This window comes from Terrimonas alba (assembly GCF_042434975.1).
GTDB classification, from domain to species: domain Bacteria; phylum Bacteroidota; class Bacteroidia; order Chitinophagales; family Chitinophagaceae; genus Terrimonas_B; species Terrimonas_B alba.
This window is the reverse complement of sequence record NZ_JBHMQM010000002.1, coordinates 1-19,730: the sequence shown is the minus strand read 5'-3', so window position 1 is coordinate 19,730 and position 19,730 is coordinate 1. Positions and strand designations below refer to the sequence as shown.

Annotated in this window: 15 protein-coding genes; 3 read left to right on the top strand and 12 right to left on the bottom strand. The window is 41.8% G+C overall.

Annotated features, from left to right (window positions below):
• Window positions 1-6 precede the first annotated feature (6 nt).
• The 5 genes from ACFEL9_RS04850 to metG form a co-directional block, all read right to left on the bottom strand.
• Window positions 7-1,185: an ABC transporter substrate-binding protein gene (locus ACFEL9_RS04850; RefSeq protein WP_385886632.1), complete on the bottom strand. Its 1,179-nt coding sequence runs from the start codon at window positions 1,183-1,185 to the stop codon at window positions 7-9.
• 40 nt (window positions 1,186-1,225) lie between these two features.
• A complete protein-coding gene (gene guaA / locus ACFEL9_RS04845) occupies window positions 1,226-2,761 on the bottom strand; it encodes a glutamine-hydrolyzing GMP synthase (protein WP_385886630.1) in 1,536 nt (511 codons plus the stop codon).
• 74 nt (window positions 2,762-2,835) lie between these two features.
• Window positions 2,836-6,660 (bottom strand): hypothetical protein, encoded by a 3,825-nt coding sequence (locus tag ACFEL9_RS04840; RefSeq protein ID WP_385886629.1) that lies wholly within the window; start codon window positions 6,658-6,660, stop codon window positions 2,836-2,838.
• 122 nt (window positions 6,661-6,782) lie between these two features.
• Window positions 6,783-7,220 carry a YbjN domain-containing protein gene (locus tag ACFEL9_RS04835; protein WP_385886628.1) on the bottom strand — a complete coding sequence of 146 codons (438 nt, stop codon included), beginning with the start codon at window positions 7,218-7,220 and terminating at the stop codon, window positions 6,783-6,785.
• A 157-nt stretch (window positions 7,221-7,377) separates the two neighbouring features.
• A complete protein-coding gene (gene metG / locus ACFEL9_RS04830; RefSeq protein WP_385886627.1) occupies window positions 7,378-9,549 on the bottom strand; it encodes a methionine--tRNA ligase in 2,172 nt (723 codons plus the stop codon).
• A 97-nt stretch (window positions 9,550-9,646) separates the two neighbouring features.
• On the opposite strand from metG, the gene ACFEL9_RS04825 reads away from it, so the two are divergent.
• Both ACFEL9_RS04825 and ACFEL9_RS04820 read left to right on the top strand, forming a co-directional pair.
• Complete coding sequence (locus ACFEL9_RS04825; protein ID WP_385886626.1) at window positions 9,647-10,693, top strand: S66 peptidase family protein; 1,047 nt, start codon at window positions 9,647-9,649, stop codon at window positions 10,691-10,693.
• Between the two features lie 57 nt (window positions 10,694-10,750).
• Entirely contained in the window at window positions 10,751-11,662 is a 912-nt protein-coding gene (locus ACFEL9_RS04820) for a S66 peptidase family protein (protein WP_385886624.1), read from the top strand.
• A 102-nt stretch (window positions 11,663-11,764) separates the two neighbouring features.
• Here the strand turns inward: ACFEL9_RS04820 and katG are convergent, their stop codons facing one another.
• Window positions 11,765-14,050: a catalase/peroxidase HPI gene (katG, locus tag ACFEL9_RS04815; protein WP_385886623.1), complete on the bottom strand. Its 2,286-nt coding sequence runs from the start codon at window positions 14,048-14,050 to the stop codon at window positions 11,765-11,767.
• Window positions 14,051-14,153: 103 nt separating this feature from the next.
• On the opposite strand from katG, the gene ACFEL9_RS04810 reads away from it, so the two are divergent.
• Window positions 14,154-15,089: a hydrogen peroxide-inducible genes activator gene (locus tag ACFEL9_RS04810; RefSeq protein WP_385886622.1), complete on the top strand. Its 936-nt coding sequence runs from the start codon at window positions 14,154-14,156 to the stop codon at window positions 15,087-15,089.
• 56 nt (window positions 15,090-15,145) lie between these two features.
• On the opposite strand, the gene ACFEL9_RS04805 is transcribed toward ACFEL9_RS04810, so the two are convergent.
• The 6 genes from ACFEL9_RS04805 to ACFEL9_RS04780 form a co-directional block, all read right to left on the bottom strand.
• Window positions 15,146-15,619, bottom strand: a complete 474-nt coding sequence (locus ACFEL9_RS04805; RefSeq protein ID WP_385886621.1) for a hypothetical protein — start codon at window positions 15,617-15,619, stop codon at window positions 15,146-15,148.
• 78 nt (window positions 15,620-15,697) lie between these two features.
• Entirely contained in the window at window positions 15,698-15,898 is a 201-nt protein-coding gene (locus ACFEL9_RS04800) for a helix-turn-helix transcriptional regulator (protein WP_385886620.1), read from the bottom strand.
• Between the two features lie 12 nt (window positions 15,899-15,910).
• Window positions 15,911-16,357 carry a hypothetical protein gene (locus ACFEL9_RS04795; RefSeq protein ID WP_385886618.1) on the bottom strand — a complete coding sequence of 149 codons (447 nt, stop codon included), beginning with the start codon at window positions 16,355-16,357 and terminating at the stop codon, window positions 15,911-15,913.
• A 72-nt stretch (window positions 16,358-16,429) separates the two neighbouring features.
• A complete protein-coding gene (locus tag ACFEL9_RS04790; RefSeq protein WP_385886616.1) occupies window positions 16,430-17,254 on the bottom strand; it encodes an alpha/beta hydrolase in 825 nt (274 codons plus the stop codon).
• Window positions 17,255-17,272: 18 nt separating this feature from the next.
• Entirely contained in the window at window positions 17,273-17,677 is a 405-nt protein-coding gene (locus ACFEL9_RS04785) for a Dabb family protein (RefSeq protein WP_385886615.1), read from the bottom strand.
• A gap of 100 nt (window positions 17,678-17,777) precedes the next feature.
• The coding region (locus ACFEL9_RS04780) for a T9SS type A sorting domain-containing protein (protein WP_385886613.1) at window positions 17,778-19,730 on the bottom strand (1,953 nt) is incomplete at its 5' end.

The window sequence follows — 19,730 nt, the reverse complement described above, 5'->3', positions numbered from 1 at the left end:
AAACTCTTACCAGTTCACGCCTTTCACTATCCCATCTTCCCATTTAAGAAAGTATAATTTTTTATTTTCGAAATAATCCAACACCATCGTTTGCTTATTAAGAACGGGTTGAATATCGAAGTCAGTAAATACATTGCCTTGTTTGTTGCCGATGTTAGAAGCAAGATCGTTTTTATATTTCGCAAGAAGTTTAGCAAACTTCCAGGTTACTTCATAACCACGAAATACCATATCACTTGGCCTTGCAAACATAACGGTGGTAAAATATTCATTGATGGATTCGCTTATCTTATCGGTCTTTGCGTTGTAAAAAGGGGAACTGTAAATAATTTCTATCCCTTTAAACTCAGGCTTGTTAAACTCCCTGATCCCATCCCAGGTGGGCATTCCCATTACTACAGCAGGATACTCATCTACCAAAGATGCAAGACTTGAAGCCAGGCGCTTACCAAAATTCATATCCAGGCTTCCGGCCAGGCATAAAGTGGTGCGATTGGAATCAAGATGGGCTTTCAACTGCATTGTCGAAAAGTTGTCAGGCAACTCAACGTATTTAATTTTCAATGGTACAGATGAGGTGCTCTTGCTATACTCATCCAGTATTTTTTTTATCTGGTCATCAAAGGTTCCTTTTCGCTTAAAAACTACCACCGGGTTGATGGCAAAATATTTCTGGATATACCGGTAGATGCCTTCACACTGTGTTTTCAAAGTGGGGTTAAGAATTACAAAAAAAGGATTGGAAGCAGTACCTGCATCATTAGGTACCGTCGTATTGATTACTGGTATCTTTTTTTTGAAAGCCGTCTCTGCTAACAGGCGTACTTCATTATTGCTGCAATGGGCGATAATGAGAGAGACGTCATTTAATTCGGGCTTCATTAATTGCTCTTCCAATTTTTCTGTAGCAGACCTTGTGTCATATACATACACTTCCAGCTCCGCACCCTCCTTATCTAACGAATCAAGGGCAAGACGGGCCCCCTCATAAAATTCAAGCCCGGAGTTAATAAATTTTGGAAAAACGTTTTTTGCGTATTTATAATTATTGACGCCGTCAAATGCTGAGTCAAGATAAAGCGGGGCAAAAATGGCAATCTTATGCTTGCTGAGAGTATCCTGGGAAAATACAGCTGTTTGTGAAAGCACTAATACAAAAATCAGGTGCCATGCTTTTATCTTCATTATTGGTAACTGTTTAATTACAATATCAATTTGTACTGCTTTACTCCCATTCAATAGTAGCCGGTGGTTTGCTGCTTATATCGTACACTACCCTGTTGATCCCTTTTACGTTGTTGATGATTTCGTTTGAGATATAAGCTAAAAAATCATAAGGTAAATGAGACCAATCTGCCGTCATTCCATCTACGCTGGTAACCGCCCTTAAGGCCAGGGTAAACTCATAAGTCCTTTCGTCGCCCATTACTCCTACGCTTTTTACCGGTAGCAAGATTGCCCCGGCCTGCCAAACAGTTGCATACAGGTTTCGATCCTTTAATCCTTTAACATATAAATGGTCAGCCTCCTGCAATAATTTTACTTTTTCTTCTGTGATTTCACCCAGGATGCGTATGGCCAATCCAGGACCTGGAAAAGGATGCCTGTCGATCATGTCCGCCGGTATTCCCAACTCACGGCCTACTTTTCTCACCTCGTCTTTAAACAAAGAACGCAACGGCTCTACCAACTCCAGGTGGAGGTGTTCGGGTAACCCGCCCACATTGTGATGCGACTTGATTGTCACAGAAGGTCCATGCACTGAAACACTTTCTATCACATCCGGATAGATGGTTCCCTGTCCTAACAACCCGATACCTTCAATTTTTTTGGCTTCCTCTTGGAAGATGTCAATGAACAAACTACCGATTACTTTTCTTTTTTGTTCCGGATCTTCTTTACCCGCCAGGCCGTCATAGAATCTTTGCTTGGCGTCAATGCCCTTTACATTCAACCCCAGCTTGGCGTAAGTATCTAATACATTCTGAAACTCATTCTTTCTTAATACACCATTGTCAACAAATATGCCGAATAACCGATCTCCAATCGCTTTATGAATGAGGGTTGCTGCAACGGTTGAATCCACTCCCCCGCTTAATGCCATTACTACTTTCCGATCACCAATCTGCTTTTGCAATGCCTCAACGGTATCGGTAATAAAATGAGCAGGCGTCCAGTCCTGGCTGCAGCCACAGATATTGACCAGGAAGTTTTTGAGGATTTTTTTCCCTTCGGTAGAGTGATATACTTCCGGGTGAAACTGTACTCCGTATAAAGGGTTGAAGTCAGCGCCATTTTTTTTGAAGGCCGCCACCGGTATACTTTCGGTATCAGCTAATAGTTCGAATCCAACAGGTAATTCCTTAATGGTATCGCTATGACTCATCCAAGCCTGGCTGTGCGACGATACATCCTGCAATAAGATATCCTGCTTTTTCAATTGCAACTGGGCCCGGCCATACTCTCTTTTATCGCTTTTTTCTACCTTTCCACCATACCGCCTGGCAGTCAGCTGTGCCCCATAGCAAATACCTAAAACAGGTACCTTTTCAATAAAACCCTGCACATCCACATCAGGAGCATCCTTTTCATTTACTGAAAAAGGAGATCCGGAAAGAATAATTCCTTTTAAAGCCGGTTCAAATTCAATTTTTTTATGATAAGGGACTATTTCGCAGTACACATTGGCTTCTCTTACAGCACGGGCAATTAACTGAGTATATTGAGAACCAAAGTCAAGGATCAGTATCTTTTCTGTCATGGGGGCGAAGGTAAAAAAAGGTTTTGATTAAGACTTTACCATATTAAAACCGTCCTGACCCAAACGTTTGTAACCTATCCCGGCTTTACGATTTTGAAATTGCGATGAATGGTTTGTTGCTTATTCTTTCGTGAAAGCCGGTCGTTTTTTTTGAGGCCAATGCTGCTACTGACCCCGCTCAAGGTAATCTTAACGAGATAGTTAACAGCCGACCGGTTCCGAAGTCGTTTGAAAAAAACCGTTCCTAATTTCTCCGCGTTGTTATTCTTTATCACGCTATTGGCAAAAAAAGTAATGATCCCCCGGAAAGCAGATTTTTTTTCATCATTTTTTATTATCCTGACTTTTAAATCGCGGTAGGCCATTTTTATTTTCCCATAGGCCATTTCCTCACGACCAACCACATACATATACATGCTGTCAAGATAACCTGACTTTAATTCCGCCAGGGCCAGCGGCTTTAAAACGGGATTTAAAACAGTCAGATCTGCTGAATCCATTATTACAGTCATTACAAAGCCACCCAACGGGTCGGCATAAGATTCCTTTACATTCAAGTGAGTGTGCAGCTTTTTCTCAATATAGCCACTTGCTTTTAGCTGCAGGCTGTCCCCGTCCCCTAAATTATAATTCCGGATTTGCGTAACCGTACCATTTAAATCACCTACGGTTATTTTTCCTGGAACACCTGTTTTTTCATTCACTTCTTCATATTCTACACGGGCATTTTTCAGGTTCAATGTATCAACCAACAACCGCATGGGGATTTTTTTAATAAGATTGGCGGGTAATAGCCGAATGACGCCTGGCTCCTGTGGCTTTCGTTTGTCACGATAACTACTAAATGCAGCGTCGTTAATAGTTACAACGCCCATTTCGAGAACACTATCTCTTCCATACCTGTCAATATCAAAAGGACCAATAGCGATTGCACCTGTTTTTGCCACGATGTAGTCTGCCTGGTAAGGAGCGTTTTGAATAAACTCATCCCTGCTTGCCATTGGATGATAGGTGAAAGAATCCATGGTAAAATACCTGGTGCTTTTATCATAAGTTGTATTATACCAATCAAACCGGCTTTTGCTGTTTTGATAACTTCCTGTTATTTCCTGTAACCTGGAAGAAATATTAGTCTTCAGCATTTCATGAAGACTGAGCAGGTTAGCGGAATTTAACGAGAGATTTTTCAGTTTACCTTTCTCAATAAAAAGTCTTCCTTCATTTTTACCGAGGCTGTCTGCTACAATGTTGCTGGCGTCGAGGCTTTTGATAAATCCACTCCAATCCCAGGCTCCCACATCATTTTGCTGCAGCCTTATTTTTTCTATGTCCACGTCCAACTGACCTTTTCCGGCATCTATTGTCCGGCCCTTTGGAGTTGAATACGAAAACTTATGAAGTGACAGTTTCAAGGCGGCAGCAGAAATTTCAGGCGACGATTGATGATTGATAAAGAGACTGATCAATTCAAAAACTTTCCCCTCGCCATTCCATTTTAAACTTGACAATCCATTTTCAGTTCTTTTACTAAAGTCAAGGACCGGTTGTTCAATGATAAGACTGCCAATTTTTGTTTCCGGCCATTTTTTTGTTTCGGTCGCCGGTTGTTTGACAGCATAAATAGAAATAAGCGGATTTACAATATGCACAACGCCTGCATATAGCTTGCCATCTATAATCGTGTTGATATCTGGTGTTGTTCGAACAGATGGAATTATCACCTTTACTGAATCAGTAGCCGTTTTTTTCAGGTACAAAATATCTTCAAGCACCGACGCCCGTTTATCTGCAAGATTAAATTGCCCAATCTGCAGTTTTTCACTTCCGTGCGAAATACTCAACTTATTGCCAGCGGCCGCCAACCCCGCAAGCAATAGTTTGTTACCGGCGCTCGTTGACAGTTCATCTGCCTGAATATTTTTAAGATATACCGAAAGTTTCCCGGAGCTATCTTCGATTGACACCTGTGTGTTCGCACCCTTAATATCGCTTAATTTAAACGCAGTTGAATTATCCTTGTTTTGTTTCGGAAATGTGAAAAGCTTTATATCAGCCTGTTTCCAATCAATGCCCCCGATCCCGGTGTGCTGAAGATCGTCGTTGATGATCATGGAACGAATAGAGGCATCCTTAATCACCACATCCAGCTCATTCTTATTTTTAATATGAATGGTACCGGCATGCAGGTGATTCGCAGGGCTTCCTGCAAAATTTACATCGGCCAGGTCGGCGACCAATTGGCGCATTTTAAAAACCCCTTTTTTAAAATAAAGTGCCGTAACGGAATTTTGAATGTTATTGATCTTACGTGAGTCTACGAGCCGCCGGCCCAGTACATTGATGTTAGCATTCTCAAGCTTTAGCTGGATATTATTCTTAAAAAAGAGATTTACCTGGCCATCATTGATAGTAAGATTTTCCAACTGCATGAAATTGCCAATACCAGCCAGCGTTTGAAATATATCCTTTGATTTATACCTCTTTTGTTCAACGGTGTAATTGATAACAGGCCGGTATAAATTCACTTTGTTAGCTGCAAGCCGTTTGTTAAACACTAAATCATCCCAGGACAGTCCCTGCAATTCAAACTGCGGCATGCTTAGGGTGTTTACCGGCTTTCCATTCTCAAGATCCTGGAATTTAAAATTACTCAGGCTGATCCTGTTATCATTAATAAGGATACTATCAAATTGCATGGCGTAACTGCTGTCACGCAAAAAATTTTCATAGTTGCGGATAGCCATCACAAATTTTTCAACTGTCAAAGGTTTGGGTCCATACTTTCTTATCTGTAATCCCTGCAGCTCGAAATTATTTTTATCAGAAGTAAAGGAACTTAATTGTCCATCCCTTGTCGTATTAATGTCGAACGCCCCGTTTTCTACCACCACGAAAGCTAACTGCATATTACCGGTTAATTGCCTTATCAATTCATCGAGGCGGGGAGTTGATTTGCTTGCACCAGACCGGCGGGTAATATCTACATCCAGTTTAAATCTTGGGTTAATGCAGTAAACCGAATCAGCTTTGATAATCTCCTTGTGATACAGTGTTGAAAAATCAATACTGGTCATTTGCAGCTTATCAAAAAAGATGCTGAAAGAGTTGTTTGTACTGTCGTCTTTTGTGGCCATTACGGTACAGCTATCAAACTCAGCCAGCCTGTTCATAATATTGATGCGGAAATTTTTAAAACTCAACCGGTGCCTTCCATCAGGAAAGACAATATTCTGATTGGATGTATGCAGGGCCACATTATCGCTGAACAATATCTTTTCTTTACTCTCCTTTTCCGTTGTATCAACCTGCAGGTTTTCCAAATGAAAATTTATATCGGTAATGACGACCGGCGGCTCTTTGAGCCTGATTTTATTGACCAGTGAAAACTTACCCTTGTCTATCTGGAAACGATCCACCTGCAGCACCCGAAGGGCGTCCTGTATGGAATTGTAAATTCGTCCCATTTCCTGGGGAATGGACATACTGGTATCCGACTCATCGGTTGAATCCTTCAGGGATCTTAACCGCGTCACTACTATATCGGGATTGATGAGTTGAATTGAATCAATCAGTATTCTTTTTTCAAAAACAAGGGGTAATATTTCCTGGACCTTTACCTTAATTCTTGCTACGTTGAACTGGTAGGAGGTAGCAGCACCGGTATCAGCAGAATAAAAATTTGCTTTCCGCAACTCCATCCTGTAGCTAAACCAATCAAATTTGAACCGGTCAATTTTTAATTTCAGTTTTCCGTTTGATTGTGCACTCACCATATCTTCCAGCAATTGCCCGGCATGATTGACAAACCAAATATGAAACGCCGTCATCAATACCAGGATACCACCCAGTATGAAAGCGGTAATCTTCAGCGTTCGTATTGACAGGCGTTTTAACGTCAAGGTGCGGAAGGATTAAGACCTGAATTTACTAAAAATAGGCGGGGTAAAAAACACAAAATCAAATAAATACATTGATTATGAATCCTATTTAACGCATGAATGGGAGAATTGTTACCAGCTGGTCAGGCTTTGCTAAACTTAGCGGTAAGATAATCATCCAAAAGATCCGCATAGTTGCTGATATCACTAATGAGACTAATGAATTCGTGGTAGTCCATTCCATCGATATCCCGTTCTGCAATGGCGCACAGCAATCCTTTATCCGGAATAGTGCTGAGTTTAATGCCCATATGCCTTGTATTCAATTCAAGAGCTTCCTGGAAAAGATTATGCCGGGCAACAGGATTGTTGGGTATTGAAAAAACAGGAGCAAAACAGCGAATGAATGTACGGCTGCTGCCATCATCTTCTTCTTTACTGGTCAGGAATACCTCAATCGTAGATGAACCTCTTGAAAAATACCAGGCGCTGGTTTTCGAATTGTAGATCTGGTGCGATGTGGTACCTATGTCTTTGCAAAGACGTTCGATATAAGCTTTTACAAATTCAATGGTTGACATTCCATGGTGAGTTGTGAGTAGTAAACGGTGAATAAGCCCTGCTCATTGTTCGGCCCTTTTAAAACATCGGGCTGAGGTCGCTCTTTTTCACTCATCCCGAGCGAAGTCGAAGGGTTCACTTCTCAATATTTAATCTGGTCAATTCTCATTATTCACCCTAACTCACTGACGAGCCATTATCAACCGTTTCATCAGGATTCACAAATTTCAATTGCCCTTCGGCATTTTCCGCCATCAGGATCATCCCATTGCTTTCAATACCTCTCATTTTACGTGGCGCCAAATTAGCGACCACCACTACCTGTCTACCCACAATTGTATCCGGTTGAAAATGCAATGCTATACCTGAAACGATCGTTCTTTTTTCGAAACCAAGATCCACTTCCAGTTTCAACAATTTATCTGCCTTCGGTACTTTTTCAGCAGCAGTTATCGTTCCTACTTTTAAGTCCAGTTTTGCAAAATCATCATATTGTATTTCTTGTTTCCGGTTCCCTGTTTCCGGTTGCCTGTTAGCTGGCAACTGGGAACTGGGAACTGGTTTCACCAACCCCGCTTTCAATTTCTCCACCTGTGCGCTGATCTCCGCATCCTCAATTTTCCTGAATAACAAGTGTGGTTCCCGCAAGCTATAGCCGACGCTCAATAGTTTAAGGCTTCCTGCATTTTCCCATTCCAGCATTTTATCTACCACTTTCATCATGTGCAGCATTTTCAATGCTGTGTTCGGTAGAAAAGGATTGATCAAAACGGCCAGGTTAGCGGTCAATTGCAGGCAGAGGTGTAAACTATTGTCAATGCTTTTTTGGGCTTCCGACGTAGGCTGTCCATCGGCACCAGTTTGTTTTGCAACAATCCAGGGCTCCTTATCCTGCATGTATTTATTGCCACTTCTTGCCAGGTCAATTACTTCAAATAAGGCATCACGGAAACGGAAATTCTCCAATGCAGATTGCACTTTGGTTTTGGCAGCTTTTATTTCGGCAATAATGGCCTTATCCGTTTCATCCAAAATATCCTCGTGTAATTTTGGCACTTTACCACCGCACAGTTTATGCATTAACACAAAAGTGCGGTTCACAAAATTGCCAAAGATCGATACAAGTTCGCTGTTATTTCTATCCTGGAAGTCTTTCCAGGTAAAATCATTGTCTTTTGTTTCGGGTGCATTGGCACAAAGCACATAGCGCAACACATCTTCACAACCAGGAAAGTCGTTGATGTATTCGTTCACCCATACTGCCCAGTTACGGGAAGTGGATACTTTATCACCTTCAATATTCAGAAACTCATTGGCAGGTACGTTATCCGGCAGTACAAAATTTCCATGCGCCTTCAACATGGCCGGGAAAATGATACAGTGAAATACGATATTATCCTTACCGATAAAGTGCACCAATTTAGTATCTTCTTTACACCAGTAATCGGCCCAATGGTCGGTTAATTCTTTGGTAGCGCTGATATAACCTATCGGTGCATCAAACCAAACATACAGCACTTTGCCATCTGCACCCGGAATAGGCACTTTTACTCCCCAGTTGCTATCCCTTGTCATCGCCCGGCTTTGCAGCCCGTTGTCGAGCCAGCTCCGGCATTGGCCGTATACATTGTTTTTCCATTCCTGGTGATCTTCGAGTACCCATTTTTTTAAAAACGTCTCATAATTCTGCAAAGGGAAATACCAATGGGTAGTCTTCTTTTTTACCGGGATGGCGTCACTTAATGTACTGCGCGGATTGATCAACTGTTCCGGTGATAATGAGCTTCCGCATTTCTCACACTGGTCGCCATAAGCACCCGGGTTGCCGCATACGGGACAGGTACCTGTGATATAACGATCAGCCAAAAATGTCTTAGCTTTTTCATCATAAAATTGTTCTGTTTCTTTTTCTTCAAAAAGACCATCATCATACATTTTTTTAAAAAATGCCGCAGCCGTTTCATGATGCACCTTATTCGATGTTCTTGAATAAATATCGAAAGAGATGCCCATTTTCGCAAAGCTGTCTTTGATAATCGCATGGTATTTATCCACCACTTGCTGGGGTGTGATACCTTCCTTCATCGCCCGGATGGTAATCGGCACTCCATGTTCATCACTACCACAAACAAATTTTACATCCTTTTTTTGCGCCCGCAGAAAGCGAACATAGATATCAGAGGGTATATAACAACCAGCCAAATGACCAATATGAACGGGGCCATTAGCATAGGGAAGAGCTGCTGTAACTAAATATCGTTTGAAATCTGTCATATCCTTTTTTAAAGCTTGAGCCTGCAAAAATACCTTAATCAGGGTCATTGCCCAAATGATGAGTGAGCTTAACATATCCCTTTTTTATTTTCTCAAAACCGAATAGCCATTAGATATCGCTCCTGTCATTGCAATCGCAGCAAGTTTTACATATTTCTGATAACTTTAAAAAATGAAGCGATCAGATTTCTTGCATTCGGCAACAGGTTGTATTGCTGGCACCACCCTGGCCCCTTTTATGGAACAGTTGATCAAAGCCGGTACAGCTCACACAGGAGATGAAGAGGCATTGTCTTCAATTCCACCTTATTTAAAAAAAGGTAGTGTTATAGGCATTACTTCTCCCGCTGGCTATATCACCCTGGAAGAAATACAACCCGCCATGCAATTGATGGAAAGTTGGGGCTATACCATAAAAATCGGCGACACAATCGGCAAGAAAGATTTCACTTTTGGAGGTACTGATGAAGAAAGAGCCTATGACCTGCAACAAATGCTCGATGATAAAAAAATAAAAGCCATCATGTGTGCAAGAGGCGGCTACGGCGTTATCCGCATTATCGATAAATTGAAATGGGAAAAATTTAAAGAATGTCCCAAATGGATCATTGGCTTTAGTGATGTGACGGTTATTCACTCACATCTTAATAGAAATTTGGGTATTGCCAGCATTCATTCAAAAATGTGTAACAGTTTTCCCAACAACTGGGAAAAAGCGGAACCTATCCAGGCCGAGACTATTGTTTCCATAAAAAAAGCACTAAGTGGCGAAAAGATGAAATATAGTTTTACCGCTAATACATTCAATAAACAAGGCACTGCTGTTGGAAAACTGGTTGGCGGAAATTTAAAAACAATTGAAAGCCTGGCTGGTTCAAAGTCAGATATTGATACGGCAGGAAAAATTTTATTTGTAGAAGATACCGGGGAATACATGTATAGCATCGACCGGATGTTCTGGAACCTGAAGCGAAGTGGGAAATTATCATCCCTGAAAGGATTGATTATCGGCGGTTTTAAAATAAAAGTGGATGAAGGTGACGATGATTTTGGTAAGATCCTTGAAGAGGTTGTGCTGGAAAAAGTGAAAAATTATGATTATCCCGTTTGTTTCGATTTTCCGGTAGGGCATCAGAAAAATAACTTTGCTTTGAAGTGTGGCGTAAAACATAAACTAATTGTACAACCACAACAATGTATCTTAACAGAAATGTCATAATGGGTAGAAGGGATTTTCCCGGGAATGATCTGCATTAATTTTAAAAAAAGTTGCTCAATGATCAAAACTCCTCCTTACTTAAAAAAAGGTGATACAATAGGATTGGTTTGTCCTGCCGGATATATGGCAATGGAAAGAGTTACAGAATGCATCCGCGTATTACAGGAAGAATGGGGATATAAAGTAAAACTTGGCAAAACCGTTGGCAGTAGCTCCGCGACTTATTTTTCCGGAACAGATGAAGAACGTTTGAATGATTTTCAGCAAATGCTCGATGATGACGAAGTGAATGCGATACTTTGCGCAAGGGGTGGTTACGGCATGGGGCGTATCATTGATCAACTCAATTTTAAGAAATTTAAGAAACAACCCAAGTGGATCATTGGCTTTAGCGATATCACTGTTTTGCATGCACATCTTTATTCCAATTATTATATTTCATCACTTCATGCACCAATGGCCGGGGCCTTTAATGATGCAGGATATATTAATCGTTATGTACAATCATTAAAGAGTGCGTTGGAAGGAAAATGGGCGAAATATACTGTTGACGGGCATGATCTCAACAGAAGTGGAGAAGCAATCGGTGAATTGATAGGCGGCAACCTTGCCTTATTGGCCAATATAGTTGGGACTGATTCGGATATCAAAACACGGGGCCGGATTTTGTTTATTGAAGATATCGGCGAATACCTCTATAATATTGACCGGATGCTTTACCAGCTAAAACGAAGTGGAAAGTTAGCCAAACTGGCTGGATTGATCATAGGAGGTTTTAGTGATATGAAAGATACTGATAGGCCCTTTGGCAAGACCGTGTATGAAATTATTTACGATATAATAAAAGAATATAAATACCCAGTTTGCTTTGGCTTCCCGGTGAGTCATGTCAAAGAAAACTATGCATTGAAGATCGGTGCAGGGTATAAATTGAAGGTTACAAAAACAAAAGTGCTATTGGAAGAATAAAAAAACCGCCTCGTTAAAAAACGAGACGGTTTTCCCGGCTTTACTTAAGTATTGATAAGTTTAAACTGCGGTAGCTGCTTAAGGCTAACGCCAAAAAAAAAATCAAGCGAGATCAAAGCGATCAAGGTTCATTACTTTGTTCCATGCTGCCACAAAATCCTTCACAAATTTTTCTTTAGCATCTGTACTTCCGTAAACTTCAGCAATTGCCCTAAGCTCCGAGTTAGAACCAAAGATCAGATCTGCACGGGTTGCTGTCCATTTTGGCCTGCCTGTTGTTCGATCATTGCCTTCAAACACTTCGTTATGTTCATCAATTGCTTTCCAGGCCGTGCTCATGTCAAGCAGGTTTACAAAGAAATCATTGGTAAGCGTTTCAGGATTTTTTGTGAACACACCATGTTTAGAACCATCATAGTTGGCATTCAGTACCCGCATACCGCCTACAAGCACTGTCATTTCAGGAGCAGTCAGCGTCAGCAATTGCGCTTTATCAACCAATAATTCTTCTGTTGATACGCTGTATCTTCCCTTTGAGTAGTTACGGAAACCATCAGCAATAGGTTCCAGTACTGCAAATGATTCCACATCGGTTTGTTCCTGTGTAGCATCAGTTCTTCCGGGTGTAAAAGGCACGGTCGCATTGTATCCGGCATTCTTCACCGCTTTTTCAACTGCTGCACAACCTGCTAATACAATAAGATCAGCAAGAGAAACTTTTTTACCGCCCGTTTGTGCAGCATTAAATTCTTTTTGAATTGCTTCCAATTTATCCAGCACTTTTGAAAGTTGAGATGGATTGTTCACCGCCCAATATTTTTGCGGAGCTAAACGAATACGGGCACCATTGGCGCCACCACGTTTGTCTGAACCACGAAACGTAGAGGCGGAAGCCCATGCTGTTGACACCAGTTGCGATATTGTCAATCCTGATTCAACCAGTTTTGATTTCAATGCAACAATATCTTTTTCATCAATCAATTTATGATCCACTGCAGGAACCGGATCTTGCCAGATCAGTTCTTCTTTCGGCACTTCAGGTCCTAAGTAACGTGCAATCGGACCCATGTCGCGGTGGGTTAGCTTAAACCATGCACGGGCAAAAGCATCTGCAAAATCATCAGGATTTTCAAGGAAGCGTCTTGATATTTTTTCATAAACAGGATCAAATCTTAGTGACAGATCCGTTGTCAGCATTCTGGGTGCATGACTCTTTGTTTTATCATACGCATCAGGGATTATACCGGCACCATTTTTTGCCACCCACTGATGTGCACCTGCAGGGCTTTTTGTTAATTCCCATTCGAAGCCGAACAGATTTTCAAAATAATTATTGCTCCATTTCGTAGGAGTTTTAGTCCATATCACTTCAAGGCCACTGGTAATAGTGTCAGCGCCTTTACCGGAACCAAAACTATTCTTCCATCCGAAACCCTGTTCTTCAATGCCGGCTGCTTCAGGTTCAACTCCAACATATTTGCCTGCTTCGGCAGCGCCATGTGTTTTACCAAATGAATGACCGCCTGCAATCAATGCAACAGTCTCTTCATCATTCATGGCCATTCGTTTAAAAGTCTCACGAATATCACGGGCTGCTGCAATCGGATCAGGATTGCCATCGGGTCCTTCCGGGTTTACATAGATCAATCCCATTTGTACGGCAGCCAGTGGATTTTCCAAATTACGGGAGTGAATATCGCCATCTGCTTTATCATCCGTAACAACCACAGCACCTTTTTTCTCTACCCCTTCGGAGCCATGCGCATAACGTATATCACCACCCAGCCATTTGGTTTCAGCGCCCCAATACACATCTTCCTGCGGCTCCCAAACATCCGGGCGACCACCGCCAAAACCAAAAGTTTTAAAACCCATTGATTCTAATGCAACATTACCAGCAAGGATCATAAGATCTGCCCAGGAAATCTTGCGACCATATTTTTGTTTGATGGGCCAAAGCAACCTGCGTGCCTTATCCAGACTCACATTGTCGGGCCAACTATTGAGCGGAGCAAAGCGTTGTTGTCCTGCTCCTGCCCCACCACGGCCATCGCCGGTACGATATGTACCTGCACTATGCCATGCCATACGAATAAACAAACCCCCATAGTGTCCGAAATCTGCCGGCCACCAATCCTGCGAATCGGTCATTAGTTTATGAAGGTCTTTTTTCAACGCTTCATAGTCGAGGCTTTTAAATTCTTTTGCGTAATCAAAATCTTCGCCCATCGGGTTAGATAAGGAAGACTGCTGCCGCAGGATGCTTAATTTTAATTGATTTGGCCACCAATCGCGGTTTTTTGTTCCGCCGCCGCCAACTGGTTTTTTCAAAGATGCCCCGTTGTGAAATGGGCATTTGCTGATGTCGTTATTGTTATTTTCACTCATAACTAAAGAATTTCATCGGTTTGTAAATGTCTGGCGAATGTATGACTATTTACCTATCAATGAAATCGATTAATTTTATAATCTAATAGATAAAATTTATATCATGACATTGGTACAACTGGAATATGTAGTAGCCCTCGATCGTTTCCGGCATTTCGCATTGGCGGCTGATAATTGCTATGTGACTCAACCTACTTTAAGCATGCAAATTCACAAGCTGGAGCAGGAGCTTGGCATGAAGATATTTGACCGTAGCAAACAGCCGGTGATGCCGACCGAAGCCGGGTTGGCCATTATTGAGCATGCAAAAAAAATACTGGCGGAAAGGGATGCGATGAACGAAATGCTGAATACCCGAAAAGGCATTTTGAGCGGAGAGCTGAAAATCGGTATCATCCCCACATTGGCTCCATATCTTTTACCCTTGTTTGCACAGCAGTTCACCAAAAAATACCCGCATGTAAAATTGATCGTCAATGAAATGATGACCGATTTGATAGTAAACCGCCTGCGTGAAGGAACCATTGATGCCGGCATATTGGTGACACCTCTACAGGAATATGGCGTGAAGGAACACGTACTTTTTTATGAAGAACTATTGGTGTATATCTCCCGAAAAAACAAAGATTTCAAAAAGCATTATGTACTGGCGCAGGATATTGATCCGCATAAACTGTGGCTGCTGGAAGAGGGGCATTGTTTTCGTTCACAGATCATGAATCTATGCGAACTGCAAAAAGCCAGTAAGGAAGGCCAGTCTTTTGAATACGAAGCAGGCAGTATTGAAACTCTCCGGCGCATGGTCGAGTTGAGCGATGGCATTACCATCCTGCCGGAACTGGCAAGTATGGAACTAAACGGCAAACAGCAGGAACAATTGCGTCAGTTTAAACGGCCAGCACCTATGAGAGAAGTAAGTTTAGCGGTACATCGTGATTTTGTAAAAAAACGATTAGTTGAAATATTGAAAAAAGAAATTATTGCATCAGTACCAGAAAAGATCAAAAAGAATAAGAACTTAAATGTCTTACCCATATAACTCCAAAAGCTAACTGTATAACGACAGTTAGCTCCATTCACCGGCAGGCTGCTTATCTATTCATTGAACGATCGGATCCTTGTAAAGCCATACACGGCAGAACTTTCGGTAGATGCTGGCATACCGGCCTTTATAGTCTCGAATTTTTCAATGCTGATCGGGTCATTATTAGGATACATCCATATCTTGTTATAGTCTACGTCTCTCACTATTACGCCATGGTCAGAGCAGATGACTTCTGCATGTGTCATATCGACTGGAGAAATGGTAGAGCCACCAGGTATTTTTTGCAGAACAACAATCTCGCGGTAATCATTAAGTAACAAAACAAGACCTTCCTCATCACCGACTGAACTGAGTGATCCTGATATTTTCTCACCGCCAATCAGGCCTATAAGATTGTGGTCGTCGGCGGGAGCTGTGAATCGGTCTCCTGTATTTTTCGTGCAGGACAGGAGCATTAACAGAATAATAATCTTTGTACATGGCAATAGAAGTCTGCCATGTAATTTTACATGTTGTGTTTTCATTGTTTAAAATTTTAAAAGATGAACTAATCTGGTTTCATATTGCTGCGGGGGTGAATGCATGTTTGTGAAATTTGCGGGTCAATCATTTTCTTCCAACTGGAAAATCTCCTCTACTTTTTTCTCAAATAAACGGGCAATCTTAAGCGCCAATACAGTGGACGGTATATATTTATTGCTTTCAATAGCATTAATGGTTTGACGGGAAACACCGATTTTTTCAGCCAGCTCCTGCTGCGTGATATTTTGGATGGCCCTTTCTATCCTTATTGTATTTTTCATGTGTTATCCTGTTTAATTCCCGGTCTGTTTGCTTCGGAACAATACATAGTTGAACCGTATAATAAAAATGACAAGAACCGTTAGCATATTATACATCATTACCTCGATAAAATTCCAGCCATTGATGAGCCAGGTAGCCGCCAGCAGTAAAACATAATTGATGAGGACGGCCCATTGCAGCGATTCCAGTCTCACTTTACTAATGAATTCATCTTCCTGTTTTTCCCGGGCAAATGCCATCATCAGCAAACCGAGTATCACACCGGTGAGAGCCACTTCATTGGTCAGATTATAATCAGTGCTATTAAATATATTCCCTGATGAGGTATACGATTTTATGTTCAGGAAATGAAAAGTAAAATCATAGTAAATCACTAAGATGCCAAGTACAACTGATGGAACGAACAATGCAAGACCGATCCATTTGAATTTGGGTGGCAAAAGAAGATTAACTGCCATGGTGTAAAGATTTATTGCCCAAAAGTAAAGTAAACTTTACATAAAGACAAGTTTTTTTTACAAAACGGCTACTTATTTCAATGTCAGTAACGAATCAAGCTTCTGTTGAAAAAGTGGGAAACTGTTCAGGTTGTTGTGTTGACCTTTTTCAATCGCCACCAGTTGAACACCGGGATTTTCTTTTGCTAAACGAGCGGATTGCTTGTAGGGGATTATTTCATCTTTTGTACCATGAAATATGAAGATTGAAGCATCCACTTTTTTTAAGTATTGATAGTTGGGCAAATGATATTTCGTCATCCAACTAACCGGATACATGAAAGCATAGTGACTGAATAAAGCATCAATACTATAATAAGGAGTTTCCAATACCAGCATTTTACAATCTCTTATAGAAGCTAATTGAGAGGCTATACCGGTGCCAATGGATTTTCCATAGATGATAATACTGTCTTTTGCAAAGCGGGCCCTTGCCATTTGATAAAGGATGGCTGCGTCCTCATACATCGCCCCTTCGGTTCGCCTGCCTGTTGTTTTGCCGAAGCCGGGATAGTCGATCATCCAGACTTCGTAATTGTGCCTGGTGAAATTGCCGGCATAAGGCGCATAGTAGGCAATATTTTTCCTGTTACCGTGAAAATAAAGTACTACCCGTTTACAAAGAGTATCCCTTGTTTTAAACTGGATGATGTTGAGCGTCTTTTCTTTGTTTACCGGCAGGTTTATTTCTTTGAAGGGAACACCGAAATTGTAAGCATAATCACCGGGTAATTTCCCAGGATGAAATAAAAATTTTTCCTGCAGAAAATACAATGCGATCCCTACTATCACATAGATAATAAGAATGATCAGCAACCATCGTTTAATCTTCCTGGATTTTTTGCTTTGCAGCGCCACCTTTGTTATTGATAAAAATTATACGACATCCATATCATACACAACCACTTTATCCCAGAGATGGCTGTATTTTTCTACAAAGGCTTTATGAATAGGATGAACCTGGTATGCATTCTGCCCTTCTATACTGTCAAAAAACATGAGCTCTGAAACATCATAGCTATTGTCTACTACTCCCCGCTGTTCTGTTGGCGAAGGTGTGCCAACCATCAGCTTTTTAACTTCTTTAATTCCCGCAAGGGTTTTGAGTCCTTCTATTAATTGCTGGCGATCGGCGACTGAACCCTTATTTTTTAACCAGAAAAAAACATGGTGCACCAACTTTGTTGAATCTTTCTTTTCTCCCAATTCATCCATTACCAAAGGTGCAGCAGCCATTCCGGAAGCGGTGGCAATAAACTGACGACGATTATATTCCTTCATAGATTTTAAATGAGGGATGAAATTAGGAAAAGATACGGAACGATCACCCACAAAAAAAGACCACCCGTTTACACAGGTGGTCTTGATGTATGGAGTCGCCTTAATTTAGTTTTATTACCTTTAGGACAGTTTTCTCGTTCTGACCCGCTTGCCTTGCTTCCAGTATATACATACCCGCTGCGGCATTATCACCGAAACGCAATGACTGACCAGGAGCTCCTCTTTCCACCTGTATCACTTTACCTAATACATCCACCATTCTTACTTCTACTGTTTGACTAACCGGGCTGGTCACTTTCACGGTAAAGTAGTTTTGGGTTGGATTGGGGAAGGCTTGCATATTCAGCACCATGCTAGTTGGATCAGCAGGGCTGGTATTCTTCTCTTTCAGCTTTGCTGCCAGGTTTTTTGCCAGTATAGCTTTACGAATCAGCGTAATCGGGATCTGTTCTGCAGGTTGCTCAGCCGCTGGTTTCTGGTTTGTTGGAGGTGTAGATTGGCGAACCTGTACATTACCTCCATTCAATAAGCGGCGCACAGTTTGTGTTCCATTCCAATGGCTGGAATAAATTATGGTAGAGCCATTTTGATACAGAATGCTGATCGAATCCAGCTGACCACCCGGTGAACCATCATACATATTTACAAACAGATCGGCATTACCGCTTACTGTGGTTGGATTCAGCGGATCAGTAATGTCTTTCATATTTGCTTTTGTTGCAAAATTGCCGCTCGATCCATTTACAGCAAGAGAACTGATTGCATTGCTCTTGATCTGGTATACTCTGCCATTGCGACGAATAATGATATTACACTGACCTTTTGGATTCGTTCCTGACTTAGTCCACTTCATGGTAAATCCAAAATTGGTCTTTGTACCAGTAGTACCAGCATAGGTGCCAATAGAATTGTGCATTACAAGATAGCCGCCGCCTGTTACTGATTCAGTGCCCGGAACAGAAATGGTCACATTACCCGGATCCAGCGTATTATCACCCGTGTAATAGTTATTGACGACGGCATATACATCCAGTGTTGTTCCCTTATTGGCACAATCGGTACTGCTCAAGGTGTAATTAAAGGTTGTGGATGCAGTGCCGATCATGATATTGCCTGTGTTGACCAGCACGACGGGGATATTCGGAGTGCCGAGAATGGTTCCGGCCGGGCTGCCCAGGCGGAATGTAACCGTAGCATTGCGAATATCTCCCATATAGCTATCACCACCCACTGCTGTTATGTCTTTGATAGTTGCGCTCAGTGTGATTGAGGCAACACACGAACTTGCACTGGCAGTCGAGAAGTAGGGCAAACCTGTGTAAGTAACATCTGCATTCTCTTTTGTAATAGTAAATCCGGAAATATAACTAAAGCTGCTGGATAGGTATGTGGCATCTCCGGCAAATGAGCCGCTTAAATTCGTGCTACCTGGTCCTTGTGTAAGTATAACGTAAGTATCCGCAAGGCCATTGCCATCTGTTCCATTACCCGGCGCTCCCGGACCATCCGAGGCAGATTGCGTGCCCAGGGTAAATGAAACAGTTTTTGAAACCAAAGGAGCCGATGTTGTCGCATCTCTGAGTATAGCCGTCAGGATTTGCTTATCTGAATACTGCTCGGTAAGGTCACCGGTGTAGGTAAGCGTTGTCGGACGTAGGTTCACCGTTACCTTAAATACACAAGTCTTAGTATTGCCACAAGCATCTGTCGCCGTCCAGGTAATAGTAGTTTCGCCTCCATTCAGATCAACACCATTCAATGACGTACCGTTGCCCGTTGTTGCACCTGTAAGCTCGTAAGTCAGGGATTGCAGCGAACAATTATCCGATGCCGAAATATCGAACTCGGTGCCGGCAACTGTGTAGTTGGTTTCGCCAAAGTCAAAGATTCTTGTTTGATTTGTCAGGCAGCCTGTGATGATGGGTGCTTCTGTATCTCCACCACTGTAGGTGATGTCTACAGCTGTTGCATGATTACCGCAGTCGTCATAGATCTCATAGTGATAGGTCACTGTCCAGTTACAATCTGTACCTGTTGGTGTGCCTGTCTTATC

What these genes read in the sequence shown, in the direction of transcription:
- ACFEL9_RS04850 (WP_385886632.1), bottom strand. Translation starts at nt 1,185, where the DNA reads ATGAAGATAAAAGCATGGCACCTGATTTTTGTATTAGTGCTTTCACAA.
- guaA (WP_385886630.1), bottom strand. Translation starts at nt 2,761, where the DNA reads ATGACAGAAAAGATACTGATCCTTGACTTTGGTTCTCAATATACTCAG.
- ACFEL9_RS04835 (WP_385886628.1), bottom strand. Translation starts at nt 7,220, where the DNA reads ATGTCAACCATTGAATTTGTAAAAGCTTATATCGAACGTCTTTGCAAA.
- metG (WP_385886627.1), bottom strand. Translation starts at nt 9,549, where the DNA reads ATGTTAAGCTCACTCATCATTTGGGCAATGACCCTGATTAAGGTATTT.
- ACFEL9_RS04825 (WP_385886626.1), top strand. Translation starts at nt 9,647, where the DNA reads ATGAAGCGATCAGATTTCTTGCATTCGGCAACAGGTTGTATTGCTGGC.
- ACFEL9_RS04820 (WP_385886624.1), top strand. Translation starts at nt 10,751, where the DNA reads ATGATCAAAACTCCTCCTTACTTAAAAAAAGGTGATACAATAGGATTG.
- katG (WP_385886623.1), bottom strand. Translation starts at nt 14,050, where the DNA reads ATGAGTGAAAATAACAATAACGACATCAGCAAATGCCCATTTCACAAC.
- ACFEL9_RS04810 (WP_385886622.1), top strand. Translation starts at nt 14,154, where the DNA reads ATGACATTGGTACAACTGGAATATGTAGTAGCCCTCGATCGTTTCCGG.
- ACFEL9_RS04805 (WP_385886621.1), bottom strand. Translation starts at nt 15,619, where the DNA reads ATGAAAACACAACATGTAAAATTACATGGCAGACTTCTATTGCCATGT.
- ACFEL9_RS04800 (WP_385886620.1), bottom strand. Translation starts at nt 15,898, where the DNA reads ATGAAAAATACAATAAGGATAGAAAGGGCCATCCAAAATATCACGCAG.
- ACFEL9_RS04795 (WP_385886618.1), bottom strand. Translation starts at nt 16,357, where the DNA reads ATGGCAGTTAATCTTCTTTTGCCACCCAAATTCAAATGGATCGGTCTT.
- ACFEL9_RS04785 (WP_385886615.1), bottom strand. Translation starts at nt 17,677, where the DNA reads ATGAAGGAATATAATCGTCGTCAGTTTATTGCCACCGCTTCCGGAATG.